The sequence below is a fragment of the Aeromonas tecta genome (assembly GCF_000820185.1).
GTDB lineage: Bacteria > Pseudomonadota > Gammaproteobacteria > Enterobacterales > Aeromonadaceae > Aeromonas > Aeromonas tecta.
On record NZ_CDCA01000020.1, the window covers coordinates 66,449 to 80,068 of the forward strand.

At 60.0% G+C, this 13,620-nt stretch carries 13 protein-coding genes; 8 read left to right on the top strand and 5 right to left on the bottom strand.

What is annotated here, in order from left to right; genetic code table 11:
• The first annotated feature begins 347 nt into the window (after window positions 1–347).
• A complete protein-coding gene (gene dusA, locus BN1137_RS05040; protein WP_157433631.1) occupies window positions 348–1,400 on the top strand; it encodes a tRNA dihydrouridine(20/20a) synthase DusA in 1,053 nt (350 codons plus the stop codon).
• A gap of 3 nt (window positions 1,401–1,403) precedes the next feature.
• Window positions 1,404–1,553, top strand: a complete 150-nt coding sequence (locus tag BN1137_RS22310; RefSeq protein ID WP_157433632.1) for a hypothetical protein — start codon at window positions 1,404–1,406, stop codon at window positions 1,551–1,553.
• Window positions 1,554–1,635: 82 nt separating this feature from the next.
• Here the strand turns inward: BN1137_RS22310 and BN1137_RS05045 are convergent, their stop codons facing one another.
• Both BN1137_RS05045 and hupA read right to left on the bottom strand, forming a co-directional pair.
• Window positions 1,636–2,061, bottom strand: coding sequence for a hypothetical protein (locus BN1137_RS05045; protein ID WP_050717555.1), 426 nt, complete (start codon window positions 2,059–2,061; stop codon window positions 1,636–1,638).
• A gap of 114 nt (window positions 2,062–2,175) precedes the next feature.
• Window positions 2,176–2,448 (bottom strand): nucleoid-associated protein HU-alpha, encoded by a 273-nt coding sequence (hupA, locus tag BN1137_RS05050; protein WP_005305063.1) that lies wholly within the window; start codon window positions 2,446–2,448, stop codon window positions 2,176–2,178.
• A gap of 341 nt (window positions 2,449–2,789) precedes the next feature.
• Between hupA and BN1137_RS05055 the strand changes: the two genes are divergently transcribed.
• Together BN1137_RS05055 and BN1137_RS05060 are read left to right on the top strand one after the other, a co-directional pair.
• Window positions 2,790–3,272, top strand: coding sequence for an Rsd/AlgQ family anti-sigma factor (locus BN1137_RS05055; RefSeq protein ID WP_050717556.1), 483 nt, complete (start codon window positions 2,790–2,792; stop codon window positions 3,270–3,272).
• A 102-nt stretch (window positions 3,273–3,374) separates the two neighbouring features.
• A complete protein-coding gene (locus BN1137_RS05060; protein ID WP_050717557.1) occupies window positions 3,375–3,755 on the top strand; it encodes a PilZ domain-containing protein in 381 nt (126 codons plus the stop codon).
• A gap of 53 nt (window positions 3,756–3,808) precedes the next feature.
• Here the strand turns inward: BN1137_RS05060 and radA are convergent, their stop codons facing one another.
• Complete coding sequence (gene radA / locus BN1137_RS05065) at window positions 3,809–5,173, bottom strand: DNA repair protein RadA (RefSeq protein ID WP_050717558.1); 1,365 nt, start codon at window positions 5,171–5,173, stop codon at window positions 3,809–3,811.
• Window positions 5,174–5,273: 100 nt separating this feature from the next.
• On the opposite strand from radA, the gene BN1137_RS05070 reads away from it, so the two are divergent.
• The gene (locus BN1137_RS05070) at window positions 5,274–7,649 is read left to right on the top strand and encodes a PilZ domain-containing protein (RefSeq protein ID WP_050717559.1); all 2,376 of its coding nucleotides are present in this window, start codon (window positions 5,274–5,276) and stop codon (window positions 7,647–7,649) included.
• 118 nt (window positions 7,650–7,767) lie between these two features.
• On the opposite strand, the gene BN1137_RS05075 is transcribed toward BN1137_RS05070, so the two are convergent.
• Window positions 7,768–8,673: an alpha/beta fold hydrolase gene (locus BN1137_RS05075; RefSeq protein ID WP_050717560.1), complete on the bottom strand. Its 906-nt coding sequence runs from the start codon at window positions 8,671–8,673 to the stop codon at window positions 7,768–7,770.
• Between the two features lie 29 nt (window positions 8,674–8,702).
• Entirely contained in the window at window positions 8,703–9,707 is a 1,005-nt protein-coding gene (gene serB / locus BN1137_RS05080; RefSeq protein WP_050717858.1) for a phosphoserine phosphatase SerB, read from the bottom strand.
• 125 nt (window positions 9,708–9,832) lie between these two features.
• On the opposite strand from serB, the gene BN1137_RS05085 reads away from it, so the two are divergent.
• From BN1137_RS05085 to BN1137_RS05095, 3 genes are all read left to right on the top strand, one after another.
• Window positions 9,833–10,471: an AhpA/YtjB family protein gene (locus BN1137_RS05085; RefSeq protein WP_050717561.1), complete on the top strand. Its 639-nt coding sequence runs from the start codon at window positions 9,833–9,835 to the stop codon at window positions 10,469–10,471.
• A 502-nt stretch (window positions 10,472–10,973) separates the two neighbouring features.
• Entirely contained in the window at window positions 10,974–12,671 is a 1,698-nt protein-coding gene (locus BN1137_RS05090) for a DUF3300 domain-containing protein (RefSeq protein ID WP_050717562.1), read from the top strand.
• A complete protein-coding gene (locus BN1137_RS05095; RefSeq protein WP_083443365.1) occupies window positions 12,671–13,612 on the top strand; it encodes a DUF2950 domain-containing protein in 942 nt (313 codons plus the stop codon). Before BN1137_RS05090 ends, BN1137_RS05095 begins: the two co-directional genes overlap by 1 nt.
• Window positions 13,613–13,620: the final 8 nt, after the last annotated feature.

Below are 13,620 nucleotides of genomic sequence, written 5' to 3' on the forward strand. Positions count from 1 at the left end.
AATGGCCCAATAAGCCAATAGAAACGATATTGGGCCAACGCCATGATCGGGCAACCGGCCAGCTTGGCGCCGATGTCGGCGCCTTTCCCCGACATCCCATGCCAGACATCCAGCAAGACAGACCCAGGCCGGACTGGATCAGGTTCTTCTGCGGCCGGATCGCCGGTTTTCCTGCCAAAAATGGGCGATTCAGGCTAAACTATCGCGCTTTGCGGGCAGATAGCGACGTGCCAGTCGCGATGGCCACGCCCTCATATTACGCACCCCAGGGTGCAGCCCAGCCGCCTCGGTCAGCCGAGGGCTGGTGCGATAATCGCTAGTTTGAAACAGGTTGAAAACGGTTAAGCATGGCTCAAGCACAGATCTCCGACACACAAGACGACGCTCGGCTCACCCCACAATATCAGGGTACCCCGAGTGCCCAGCGGTTCTCCATCGCCCCCATGCTGGACTGGACCGATCGGCATTGCCGCTATTTTCATCGGCTGATGACTCGTCAGACGCTGCTTTATACCGAGATGGTTACCACCGGCGCCATCATCCACGGTAAAGGCGATTATCTGGGCTACAGCGAGCAGGAGCACCCGATCTCCCTGCAGCTGGGTGGCAGCAACCCGGTGGATCTGGCCCGCTGCGCCAAGCTCGCCGAAGAGCGCGGCTATGACGAGATCAACCTGAACGTGGGCTGCCCGTCCGATCGGGTCCAGAACGGCCGTTTCGGCGCCTGCCTGATGGGAGAGCCCGCCCTGGTCGCCGATTGCGTCAAGGCGATGCGCGACGTGGTCGACATCCCTGTGACGGTCAAGACCCGCATCGGCATCGACGAGCAGGACTCCTACGAATTCTTGCAAGCCTTCATCGAGCAGGTGCGCGACGCCGGTTGCGAGACCTTCATCGTCCACGCCCGCAAGGCCTGGCTGAGCGGCCTGAGCCCCCGTGAGAACCGCGAGATCCCGCCGCTGGACTACCCGCGCGTCTATCGGGTCAAGCAGGACTATGCCAATCTGACCATTGCCCTCAACGGCGGCGTGACCAGTCTGGAGCAGACCCTCGAACATCTGCAGCATGTGGATGGGGTCATGATGGGCCGCGAGGCCTACCAGAACCCTTACCTGCTGGCGCAGGTGGACAACCTGCTGTTCGGGCAGAATCGGGATCTGCCGAGCCGCCACGAGGTGGTGCGGATGATGCTGCCTTACATGGAGCAGGAGCTGGCCAAGGGCAACTACCTCTCCCACATGACCCGCCACATGCTGGGCCTGTTCCAGAACATGCAGGGCGCCCGCGCCTGGCGTCGTCACCTGAGCGAGAACGCCTGCAAGCAGGGTGCCGGCATCCAGGTGGTGCTGGATGCCATGGCCAAGGTGCCGGAGTTCGCCCAACCCGAGACGGTGGAATAAGCCATGTATCGCTTCACCGGCTCCTGGCTGCACAAGGCGATCGTTCGCCTCTGCGCCGGCCTGCTCGCCATCCTCGGCATCAAGCTCAGCGCCTTCTACCTGCTCGGGCTCGTGGTCGTACTGGGGCTGCACAAGGATCAACTGCTGGGCTAATGCTCCGTCGTGACGCCGTAGCAAGATGCAAAAAGCCGGAACCATGTTCCGGCTTTTTGATATACGGCTGACGTCGCTCGGGCTACTCGCTCAGCTCCACGAACTGCAGCTCGGGGGGCGACGAGGTCAGCACGTCGGCGCAGTAATCCCAGGTCGAGATGCGATAGTGCTGCAGATCCTCGTCCAGATGCAGGCCATCGGATTCCTGATGGAACCAGCTGGCGAAGCGGGACGGGGTGATCAGCTGGATCTGCTCCTCGATGGTATGACTGTCGCGCCCCTCCGCCAGATCGCAGTCTTCCATCACGCGCACCGCGAAGATGTGGCGGAAACTGACCCGGCACAGCGGCTGCGGCGGCAGATCGATGCTGCGTGCGCGGCCCAGCATGACCACCAGGCTATCGCCCCAGATATCCTGATGCAACTCGGCCACGACCAGGCCGGGGGGAAGTTGGCGGGACGGTGCCCAAGGCACGGCCACCTGCCGAATGGCATTCTTCTGTTCCATCATCCACCTCACTACAGCGCATGCCATATCCTGAGTGTATCTGAAACAAATTATGCTGACGATGGCAACAAAAAACCCGGCATTAGCCGGGTTTCATTCGATAACTTTACGCGATTACTTGACGGCGTCTTTCAGCGCCTTGCCTGCCACAAAGGACGGCACATTGGCGGCTGCAATCTGGATCTCTTTACCAGTTTGCGGGTTGCGGCCGGTGCGGCCTGCACGATGGTTTACCTTGAAGGTACCAAAACCCACCAACTGAACGGCATCGCCCTCTTTCAGGCTCTGGGTAATACCATTGATGATCTCTTCCAGAGCCACTTTGGCCTGAGCTTTGCTCAGGTCAGCTTTGGCGGCAATTGCATCGACAAGTTGAGCTTTGTTCATAACATTTCCTTTATGATCGGGCATTTAGCACCGGGCCACTCTATTCAAAAAAAAACACTCAGGCAAAGGCTTTATCAGCCGGATTGGCTTGAATGCTGGGGTTTTCATCAAGATCTGCGGAAATAGTCACATATATCACCCCTTCGTCGTCATTCATGACCCGGAAGTGGCGAGCAAATGATGGGGACTTGTATGCAAACCCCCATCTGATGTAACAATATCCCCACACTCCTATTGACGGTCAACAGTATTTTCCCTAGTTATAGGGAGGTGTCGTCAGTCGATGAGAATGACCGGAGGCTGCAGCCATAGCGCCGCATGCCCATGCCCACGGAGGGACTATGTTAACTGAACTGGAAAAAACCAAGCGCGCATTGGCAGGAAAGCACCGAGCAATTGATGACTGGCTGGATGCCAGGCAGGCGTTGCTGGTCGAGTACATGCGACTGGCCGGGCTCATGCCTGCCCGCTCAAAGCAACGCTCCCTCCCGAGTCACGTCGAGTTGCAGCGCTTCTGCGAACAGCTGGTCGACTACGTCAGTGCCGGTCACTTCGAGATCTACAACCACGTGGTGACCGCTTTTGAACAAGCCAGCGGTGACACACTGGAGCTGGCCAAGCGCATCTATCCCCATATCCGGGCCGGCACCGAATTTGCCCTGGAGTTCAACGACAAGTACAGCAATGCCGACGAGGCGCAACTATTGCAGCTCGATGACGATCTGAACCAGCTGGGGCCGGTACTGGAAGACAGGTTCAAACAGGAAGATCGACTGGTCAAGGCGCTGCAGGTAGTCGAATCGCTCAGCCACCCCCAGGTCTGATCTCCAATACCGGATCCAACGCAAGATCCTGATGAACAAGCTGGATTACACTTTGGGGCATGACTTGTTAGCACTGCATTCGAACGCAGACCGGAGATGAGCATGCCCGAGCGCCGCCACTTTACCAGGATCTTCTATTTGACGGCTGCCAAGCTGGTGCAAGGCGTACAGCAATGGCAGACCCAACTCATCGACGTCTCCCTGCAAGGTGCCCTGGTGCTCAGACCCGATGCCTGGTCTGGCAGCGACGATCGGGAATACGAGCTCAGCTTTGTGCTTGGCGGCAGTGACATCGTCATCAGGATGCAGGTAGAGCTGACCCACGAGGCCAGCAAGAAGCTGGGGTTCTACTGCCACCACATTGACATCGACAGCGCCAGCCACCTCAAGCGGATGATCGAGCTGAACGTAGGGGAAGAGCAGCTGTTGTACCGAGAGCTGGAGCAACTGCTACAAGAACATCAGGATCACGCTCAACCTTGAGCCTGAGTGCCACAACGAAAAAGGAGCGCCAATGCGCTCCTTTTTGCTGCCTGCTACAGCGCCTCAAGGGCCTCTGACAGTTTCTTCACCGGCACCACTTCCATGCCTTCGATGGGGTGCTTTGGCGCATTGGCGTGAGGAACGATCGCACGGCGGAAGCCATGCTTGGCCGCTTCCTGCAAGCGCTCCTGACCAGATGGCACTGGCCGGATCTCGCCAGACAGCCCCACTTCGCCAAATACCACCAGATCCTTGGGCAGGGCCTGATCCCGGAAGCTGGAGACCATCGCCAGCAGCAGCGCGAGATCCGCGCTGGTCTCTTCGACCTTGACCCCACCAACCACGTTGATGAAGACATCCTGATCCGCCATCTGCAGGCCACCGTGGCGGTGCAGTACCGCCAGCAACATGGCGAGGCGGTTGTGATCCATGCCCACCGCCACCCGCCGCGGGTTGGAAACCTGGGAGTAATCCACCAGCGCCTGCAACTCCACCAGCAGCGGCCGGGTCCCTTCCCAGATAACCACGACGATGGATCCCGGTGCCTGCTCCTCGCCCCGGCTCAGGAAGATGGCGGAGGGATTGCTCACCTCCTTCATGCCCTGCCCGGTCATGGCGAACACGCCAAGCTCGTTGACCGCCCCGAAGCGGTTCTTGTGGGAGCGCAGGGTGCGAAAACGCGAGTCATGGGCACCATCCAGCAGCACGGAGCAGTCGACGCAGTGCTCCAGCACCTTGGGGCCTGCCAGGGTGCCGTCCTTGGTGACGTGGCCCACCATGAAGATGGCGACGTGGTTCTGCTTGGCGTAGCGAGTGAGCAGCGCAGCCGATTCGCGCACCTGGGAGACGGAGCCGGGGGAGGACTGCACATCCGCCACGTGCATCACCTGAATCGAGTCGATGACCATGATCTGTGGCTGCTCTTGCTGGGCGATGATGCAGATCTGCTCGACGCTGGTCTCGGACAACATCCGAAGCTTGTCGGTCGGCAACCCCAGCCGGCTGGCACGCATCGCCACCTGCTGCAGGGATTCTTCCCCGGTCACGTAGAGGGTCTTCATTCGCTCGGCCAGACCACACATGGTCTGCAGCAGCAGGGTCGACTTGCCCGCCCCCGGATTGCCGCCAATCAGGATGGCCGAGCCCGGCACCACGCCGCCGCCCAATACCCGATCCAGCTCCTTGAAACCCGAACCGAACCGGGGGATCTCGGTGGTGGCGACCTCCGCCAAGGTCTGTACCTGGCTGCCGATGGCACCGGCATAACCGGTGTAACGGGCGCTCTTGCCAGGGGTCGTGACCCCAAGCCGGACCTCGGTGATGGTGTTCCACTCCTTGCACTCGCCGCACTGACCTTGCCAGCGGGTGAAGTCGGCTCCACATTCGGTACAAACATAGGCGGTTTTGTTTTTGGCCATGGATAACTCGGGGACAGGATGATTTCCTGCTTGATATACTTGTTTGCGACCGACAGATCAAACCCAGAATCGGAAAAGTGACTTTCCGCGGCAGGAATACATGGATTCAGAACAACCACTACACCTGATAGAACAACTCGTCCCCCTGCTCAGAGAAAAGGATTTTGATGAGCTCTTCAACCGCCTGACCCAAAACGAGAACAACAACAGCCGATTCCTGCTCAAGATGGAGATCAAACGCAAGTGCAGTCCCTGCCGGCGGGTGATCGACATGCGCAATGAATTGAGCGAGCTCTGCCTGGTACACGAGTTCGAGGGGGTCACCCATTTCATGCCTGCCGAGGCTATCGAGCTGTTCCAGTCCCAATGCTATCTCTACCGCGACAGCTACACCCTGGGGGTTTACGAGGCACTACACGGCTGGTACAAGTACCATCAGGGCCGGGGCGAGATCCTGTCCCTGCCGGTCAGCCCGTTTCGCCCCTTCGATGTCAGCGCCATCCCCTTTGCCAGCCACTATGGCCGGCAAGAGGAGCGGATGCATTTCAGCTCCCCCATGCTGCTCAGACTGGCTAACGGCGAGAAGCTGCTCGCCAAGAGTTCGGATATCTCCCTTGGCGGGATCCGGGTCTCGGTGCCCTATCTGCCCGACTACCAGACCGGCGATCAGCTCGATGTCCTCTTCACCGGGCTGGAGCGGGAGCATGCCAATCCCATCTTGCGCCAGCCGATCAGCTATCAGATCCTCGGGGAAGAGCACAAGGAGGGCAAATTCTGGCTGCGACTAGTGAAAAGTGGCGAGCACCCGAGCTTTGACAACTTCCTTGGCGAGTTCATCGAGCACAACCGCAGCCGCTATAGAGTCAGTGTCGATTACCTGTTGTCGGCGGCCATCATCAAGGGGTACGAGCAGTTCTACCTGCCACGCATGACCGGCATGCCACTCTACTTCGGCAAGGGAGACAGCCCCGCGCTGGAGATAGCCCTGCGCACCGAGAATAACCAGCACCTGCTCGAGTATTGGCGTGATGCCAAGAACCGCGACATGCTCGCCAGCCTCTTCACGGCGCCGCGCATGCACTCCCTAGTGCCAACTGGGGGCGGACTGCGCGAGACCCTGATTTACAGCTTCACCCATTCGGTGCGCAGCCATCTCTACTTCTTCTCCGCTACCCGGGAAGAGCTGCTGCAAAGCGGCCTGACCTCCCTGTTCTTTCAGGTCGGGGCACGCCGCCCCAGCTGGCGAGTCTACAAGTTCAGCCTGGAGGCCTGCACGCTGCACGAGGCCGATCTCGATAGCCAGCAGGCAGGAGAGGCGCACCAGTTACAAGACATGCTGCTGCGCGAGCGGCTTCAGCAGATAGGCTATGTCGGCCTGTTGCAGGAGGTCGGGCTCGACAACCAGCGCGACGAGTTCCGCTTTGATGCCAACTTGCCCCACAACGCCAACGATCTGCAGCGCTTCGGCCACGACATCGGTGCCACGCCCTTCGAGATAGAGACGCTGCACTACGTGCAATTGCGCAAAGAGGCACGCTACAGCCACAAGACTGCGGTCGTGATCCACCACAAGGGACGCGCCTGGATTGGCTGGACCCGCGACATCTCTGCCCATGGCATGCAGATTGAGCTGGAGGAGCCGCTTGAGGGGGAGAAGGGAGAGATCATCACAGTCGCCCTGCCCCGACTGCAGGATCTGGCCAAGAGTATGGATCTGCAGCGCTTGTCCTACCGGCTGGTCAGTCTCAACCTGAGCCGTACCGTGCTGCATCTGTGTATCGAAGGAGAGCCTGGCCGTCATATCGGCCATCAATTCTTCAGCCTGCTGATCGAGAGCAACCAGAACAAGCTCAAGACCACCAAGGAGCACAGACGCTACCGCGGCATGGCACGGGCACTGCGCAACATCTTCACCCATCACATCTTCAACACGCCGGTCTACATCAACAAGCTCAAGGCGGCGCCCAGACCTGCCGCCGTGGGACTTGCCCCCCGGCCACGCAGCCTCTCGCGTCTGCTGCACGCCTGCGCCGAACACGAAGAGCTGGCCAACCTCTACCCATTTTTCCAGGGGGGATTGATCAAGACCCTGCTGCTCAACCCCTTGCGCGCCATCGAGCGGGAGGACAAGCCAAAAGAGGAGGAGGTGTATATCGCCAGCCTGCACTCTCAGGGCGGAGCCCCGCTGTTTCGCAGTCGGCTGGCCAGCAGCTTCCCGTCACCCGAAGATAAACGCCGCTTCGTCGAGCTGGCCCTGCAGCAGGGAGAGTTCTATTCGGTACTGGTTGGTATCTCCCGCACCGGCCGCCCCGATACCAGCTTCATCGCCAATGAGCTGGACTACATCGCTAAGTTCGCCATTCACAAGGCCAAGAAGCTGGAAGAGGAGCTGTGGAGTGTGATGGGAGTGGGTGAGCTGACCGACACCACACTGGCCACCCTGTTCCGGTTCGGTATCACACCGCCCACGAGTTGACCGCCCACCGCGGCACCATCAGCAGGTGACACAATCAGCAGACGGTTCACTAAGCAGAAAGGGCAGCCCTGGTGGGCTGCCCTTTCTATTGCGGTTGGTTGTCTGATGCCAGCTGAACTCAGGCCGCCTGCGGGTCACTCAGCCAGGCGAGGATCTGCGGGAAATGATCCTCCTGGGCCTGGGGGGCCGTCAGCATGTTGATGTGGTCATAATCGAGCCGGTTGCCATTATCCAGCCCGAGCCGGGTATGGCGGGCGACAGATCCCATCTCGGTGCTGAAACGGCGCACATCGATGGGGTGACCCAACACCTTGTCGGCCTTGGCCGAGATCATCCAGAGTGGCGGCCACTGCACCCGAGTCGCCGCCTCGTCATAGGCAAAGCCATCGTGGGGATCCTGCCAGGGGCCGCATTTCACCCAGGGGATCGTCTCTTGCAGGTAGCGCAGGGGTTCATCATCTGCCCCCATCTTCAGCTTGCGCGCCGCCAAAAAGCCACTGTTGCGCGCCAGCCAGGGCGCCAGCCGGTTCCAGACCAGATCCACCTTCAACCAGCGTTCCGGATTTTGCACCGAGACACCCCGCTTGGTGCCAAAAAACACCAGACTGGCGATCTGGTCGGCAAGCTCGGGGAAGCGAGCCAGGGTCGATGCCATGAGCACCCCACCCCAGGAGTGCGCCATCCAGTGCACCCTGGCCCCCGTGTGACGGGCCGCGACCCAGTGTTGCAGCGCGGGCACATCTTCTGTGATGAGCTCATGCTGGCCATGTCCGGCTTGCTCGGCGATGGCCGGGGTACTCAGCCCCCGACCCCGCAGATCCGCCACATAGACCTGATAACCGTGTCGGGCCAGATAACAGGCCAGCCCCTTGCCCGACTCGGTATAGAAGATACGGCCGTTCTCGATGGCGCCATGCACCATCAGGATGGGCTCGGCATGCACCGCCACTCGGGGTTGAATGTGCCGCACATGCAGTTGATGTTCGCCGCAGGGAATAAACAGGGATTGTTGTAACAGTTCCATCTTGATAACAGGTCCTCCTTGACCCTTGTTCAGTGCCAGCGCCGTTCGCGGCAAGAGAGAGCGCCGAGCAGACAGAGCACCCCTTCCAGATCATGATGATTGAGGGTGGCGGCCGCCTGGGCGCGCACCAGCGGTTTGGCGTGGATGGCGATGCCGAGCCCAGCCACGGCCATCATCTTGAGATCGTTGGCCCCATCTCCGACCGCCACCGTCTGAGCGAGGCGGATGCCATGCTCTACCGCCAGCTGCTGCAACACCTCGGCCTTGACGGCGGCATCCACGATGCGGCCGCTCACCTGTCCGGTCAGGCGGCCATCCTCGGTCATCAACTCATTGGCGAAGATGGCATCCAGCCCCAGCGCCTGCTGCAACTCGCCGGCGAAACGGGTAAAACCACCCGAGGCAATCGCCACCTTCCAACCTGCCTGCCTGAGGGTTTCGACCATCAGCTGCAGGCCCGGCATCCAGGGCATGTTGGCCGCCACCTCATCGAGGATGGCGACGGGTGCCCCCTCCAGCAGGGCGACCCGGCTGCGCAGGCTGTCGGCAAATTCCAGCTTGCCCTGCATGGCGGCCGCGGTCACCGCAGAGACCTGTTCCCCCACGCCAGCCAGACGGGCTATCTCGTCGATGCACTCGATCTGGATGGCGGTGGAGTCCATGTCCATCACCAACAGGCCCGGCTCGCTCAAGCTGGGCAAGGCAGGCAGATGGCAGACATCGATGTCCCACTCTTGCGCCTTGAGGGCTTGTACCAGCGCGGGCGAGAAACGATCCGTACCGAGCAGCAGCACCGGAATACCGGCCTGCTCCCCCGTGGGGTAGAGGCTCGCATCGCCCCCCTGGCTGGCCAGCAGGGTCGCCAGACGGTGCAGATGACAGGCACCGAGCGTCTTGCCAAACAACACCACCCAGGCAGTATCATGAGACTGGGTAGCGGGCAGCAGGGCTTCTGGAGTTAGCTGCCAGCAGGGTGCGCCGCACAGGGCCGCGGGCCAGTCGGACAGGGAGGGGGGGAGCTGGGACAACAACATAGAGGTGACACCTTCCTTGGGGATCATGGGTTCATCATGCTGGCCCAGAGTAGCGTATTGCTTTTTGTACAGGCAAGCGCCAAGATCCCGCCACCTTATCCATTCACCACACGAGGCTCAGCGCTTTGCGTCATCTCCCCATCAAACGTGTCATCAGCCTGGTGGCTGGCTGCCTGCTCGGCCTCTGGGTACTGGCTCTGCTTATTCATATGCAGGGAGAGAGCCAGGCTGCGCTGCACAGCGCGGCCCGCGATCGGGCTCAGGCGCTGGTCGCCTATGCCGCCCGTGACATGAAGCGCTGGATCAAGGAAGACAAGGAGAGCGAGCTGGAGCGACTGGCCCAGGATCTGGCCGCCGAGCCGGAGATCCTCGATGTCACCCTCTACGATGCCCGCGGCATCCCCCTCGCCCAGTCGGATCAGGCCGTTCCGCTGGAGAGCCTGCTGCCCATCGGGGCCGACAACAAGTCGCTGCCGGAGCAAGGCAAGGGCCGTATCCAGTTCGTACAAGAGATCCAGGATGGGAACCTGACCCTCGGCTACCTGCGCATCACCCTGGAAGAGCAGAAACTGCTGGCGACTCAGGACACCCGCCTTAAGGTTAGCCAGGAGAAACAGCGGCTGATGCTGCTGATCATGCTGCTGGCAGGCCTGCTTATCTCCTATGGCGTGCGTCGCAACTACATGCGGGTCCGCAAGCACAAGAAGAGAACAAACCCGGCGCAGCCGCCCAGCGAGAACGCCCCTCCCCCCGGCATAGAATAAGGCGCTGTTCGCAAAACCTGTTGGTCTTGCTACTCCCCCCAACTGTTCGAGTATCTGATCGAGATGACTATCGAGACGCTTGGCACCGTCGTCGCTAAAGCGCTCGTTAACGAGGTGACGACCTATGGTCACCTCATGCAGCAGCCTCTTGACCAGCCTATCCCGCCATTTTCGCTGCATCAGTACTCAACTTTGCTATGCGTAGATCTTCTCCATCACCAAGTGAGTTGATTGAATTTCAATCCCACCGAAGACCATATCCCATCGCCCTTCACTTCTCAGGTCTACCCATCGGATTTGGTCAGGTTACGGTGTTCGGGCGTAGCTTGAGGCAGAAGAAAACGAATTTTTTACGCCTTTCCAGCCGGTTTTGGGTGTGATCTCGATTCGTGGTTTATGTTTTCGGTATGACACACCCGCATTGAATACGATGAGATACAACATTCGTGGACATCATCGGGCAAGAGGTGCATCAACCACTCCAGCAGAAGGAAGCAAGAGCATGAAGCAACCCCTATTTCGCCGTAGCGTGTTGGCGGCCGTGATCGCCCTCAGCACGGTATTGGCTGCCTGCAGAGAGGAGCCGCCTGCCGTCACACAAAATGTTCAGCCCAGCGTGGCCTCTGCTGCCAGCACAACCGGCGCTGCCAGCCCTGCGGTCGCACCACAAACGCAACCCGTTAACGCACCAGCATCGAAATATACCCCAGAGGCGCTCGAAACCCTGCTTGCGCCCGTCGCGCTTTACCCGGATGCGGTATTGTCTCAGGTGTTGGCCAGCGCCACCAATCCGCAAGAGGTGCTCGATGCCGGCAACTGGCTGGTCGCCCACCCCAATCTCAAGGGGAAAGAGCTGACCGCCGCCATTGCGCCGCTGGGCTTTACGCCGCCGACCATGTCGCTGATGCACTTCCCAACCGTCATGGACATGATGTGCTTGAAGATGGATTGGACAACGGAGCTGGGCAGTGCCTTCCTGGCCGATGAGCCGGGCGTACTGGCAGCAGTTCAGCGCCTGCGTCAACAAGCGATGGAGGTGGGCAACCTGAAAGACTCAGAACAGATGAAAGTGGCCAAGGATGAGCAGAACAATCAGCAGATCGTCACCATTGCGCCTGCCAACCCTGACGTCGTTTACGTCCCACAATACGACCCAAGCGCCGTCTATAGCCCGCCAGCTGCTGGGCCAGCCCCCGCGCCGGTGACCACAGCAACCACGACAACGACCGTGCCTGCAGCAACGACCACGACAGTGGTGGAACATGACGATCACGACAACGATGATGAATACGACCGCGGTGATATGGTCTTGACGGGCTTGCTCGCCTTTGGCGCAGGCATGTTGGTCAACGAGGTCTTCAACGACGATGATGAGGGCGATTATTATTACCCTCGGTGGGGATCAGGTTATCCCAGCGGTTACGCTCCCTATCGTTACAACCCCAACTATGGCAATGGTTTTCGCCCCACCAACGGATACAACCGTCCGGTCAACTATCAGCGGGGCTCTAACAACAATATTTATATCAACGCCAAGGGGAACGATTACTTCAACAAGTTTGAACGCGGCCCCAATAACTACCTGCGCCAAGCCAACAGCCCCATCACGGCGGCGCGCCCCAACCGCCCTGAGCTGGCTACCTTGGGACAACGTTCGCTGAATAACGCGGCAGGGGCTGTCCAACGGGATGTCACACCGAAAGGGAGTTATGCAGGGATCAATCGCCAGCCTAAAAGCGAATACGCTGGCGCACCGCGCGCTGTCAATGAGGTGAACAGAGAAGCTCGCGTCACCGCGCCGAAGGGAACCTATGCGGGAGCCAACCGCCAACTCAACAGCGAAAGTGCCAAGGCGACGCGCGACGCTAGACAGGCGAACAGGGAGGCGAATGTGGCCCAACGCACGCCGCGCCAGGGCAACTATGCCGGAGACAAGGTCAAGCGGCAGCAAATTACGCCACAGACCGCTGGAGCCCGTGATCGCGGCTATGTCCAACCACGAGCCACTCACAACAAGAGCACGGCACAGACTGCAACACGCAGAGCACCTGCGGCCTCGGCCTCAACCTCAAGGAGTGCCTTCCAAGGGGTACATAATACGGGCAGAACCGAGCGCGCCGCCAGCCAACGTGGGCGCGAAAGTGTGGCTAGGAGCGCGCATACCGGGCGCAACACTCAACCCAGACGGAGTACGCGATAATGAAGCGTTTGTTGAAATGGAGTTGGGCCCCCTCATGGGGTTTGGCCCTGCTGGCCCTGGTCTGCGCCAGCGATACAAGCGCCATGGCACCGCGAACCTTCGCCACCCCGGATGAGGCAGTGCAGGCTCTGATCACGGCCTTGGAGAAGAACGATGTCACCGCACTGACGCAGTTGCTCGGCGAAAAGAGTGAGGAGGCCATCACCTCGGGGGATGAGGTGGCCGATGCCAATGATCGCGCCGCCTTCGTCGCGAGCTTCAAGAGCAAGCACCAACTGGTGGCCGACGGTAAGGATAAAATGATACTGGTCGTGGGGGAGTCTGATTGGCCACTGCCAATCCCTCTCGTGGCCTCAGATGGCAAGTGGTATCTCGATGGTGCCGCAGGTGCCAAAGAGATCGTCTATCGCCGCATCGGTCGAAATGAGTTGGGGGCGATTGCGGTGTGCCGTGGCTTCATCGACGCACAGCTAGAGTACGCTGCCATGGGGCATGATGGCCAAACAGCGGGGATCTTTGCGGCAAAACTGCGCAGTGATGCAGGGCAACAAAATGGACTCTATTGGCCTGTAGGCAAGGGGGAACCAGCAAGCCCGGCCGGAGAGGAGGTCGTCAGTGCCGCGGCAGAGGGCTACAAAGCTGTGGTCGGTCAACGCACCCCGTATCATGGCTATTACTACCGTATCTTGTATGCCCAAGGAGCCGCTGCCAATGGAGGGAAGAAAGAGTACTTTGTCGACGGGCAATTAAGAGACGGTGTCGCCCTGATCGCCTGGCCGGCCGATTATTCCGCCAGTGGAGTGATGACCTTCATGGTGAATCACGAGGGGCGGGTTTATCAAAAGGATCTAGGGGCCGACACGGCAACGGCCGTTGAGGCGATCCAGCTGTTCGATCCCGATAAGAGCTGGTCGCTGGTGGTCAGTAAAGAGGGTGATTAGGGCTCTTT

Coding starts and splice junctions, on each gene's coding strand:
- BN1137_RS05055 (WP_050717556.1), top strand. CDS start 2,790: ATGTTAACTGAACTGGAAAAAACCAAGCGCGCATTGGCAGGAAAGCAC.
- serB (WP_050717858.1), bottom strand. CDS start 9,707: ATGTTGTTGTCCCAGCTCCCCCCCTCCCTGTCCGACTGGCCCGCGGCC.
- BN1137_RS05060 (WP_050717557.1), top strand. CDS start 3,375: ATGCCCGAGCGCCGCCACTTTACCAGGATCTTCTATTTGACGGCTGCC.
- BN1137_RS05090 (WP_050717562.1), top strand. CDS start 10,974: ATGAAGCAACCCCTATTTCGCCGTAGCGTGTTGGCGGCCGTGATCGCC.
- BN1137_RS05095 (WP_083443365.1), top strand. CDS start 12,671: ATGAAGCGTTTGTTGAAATGGAGTTGGGCCCCCTCATGGGGTTTGGCC.
- BN1137_RS05045 (WP_050717555.1), bottom strand. CDS start 2,061: ATGGAACAGAAGAATGCCATTCGGCAGGTGGCCGTGCCTTGGGCACCG.
- dusA (WP_157433631.1), top strand. CDS start 348: ATGGCTCAAGCACAGATCTCCGACACACAAGACGACGCTCGGCTCACC.
- radA (WP_050717558.1), bottom strand. CDS start 5,173: ATGGCCAAAAACAAAACCGCCTATGTTTGTACCGAATGTGGAGCCGAC.
- hupA (WP_005305063.1), bottom strand. CDS start 2,448: ATGAACAAAGCTCAACTTGTCGATGCAATTGCCGCCAAAGCTGACCTG.
- BN1137_RS05070 (WP_050717559.1), top strand. CDS start 5,274: ATGGATTCAGAACAACCACTACACCTGATAGAACAACTCGTCCCCCTG.
- BN1137_RS22310 (WP_157433632.1), top strand. CDS start 1,404: ATGTATCGCTTCACCGGCTCCTGGCTGCACAAGGCGATCGTTCGCCTC.
- BN1137_RS05075 (WP_050717560.1), bottom strand. CDS start 8,673: ATGGAACTGTTACAACAATCCCTGTTTATTCCCTGCGGCGAACATCAA.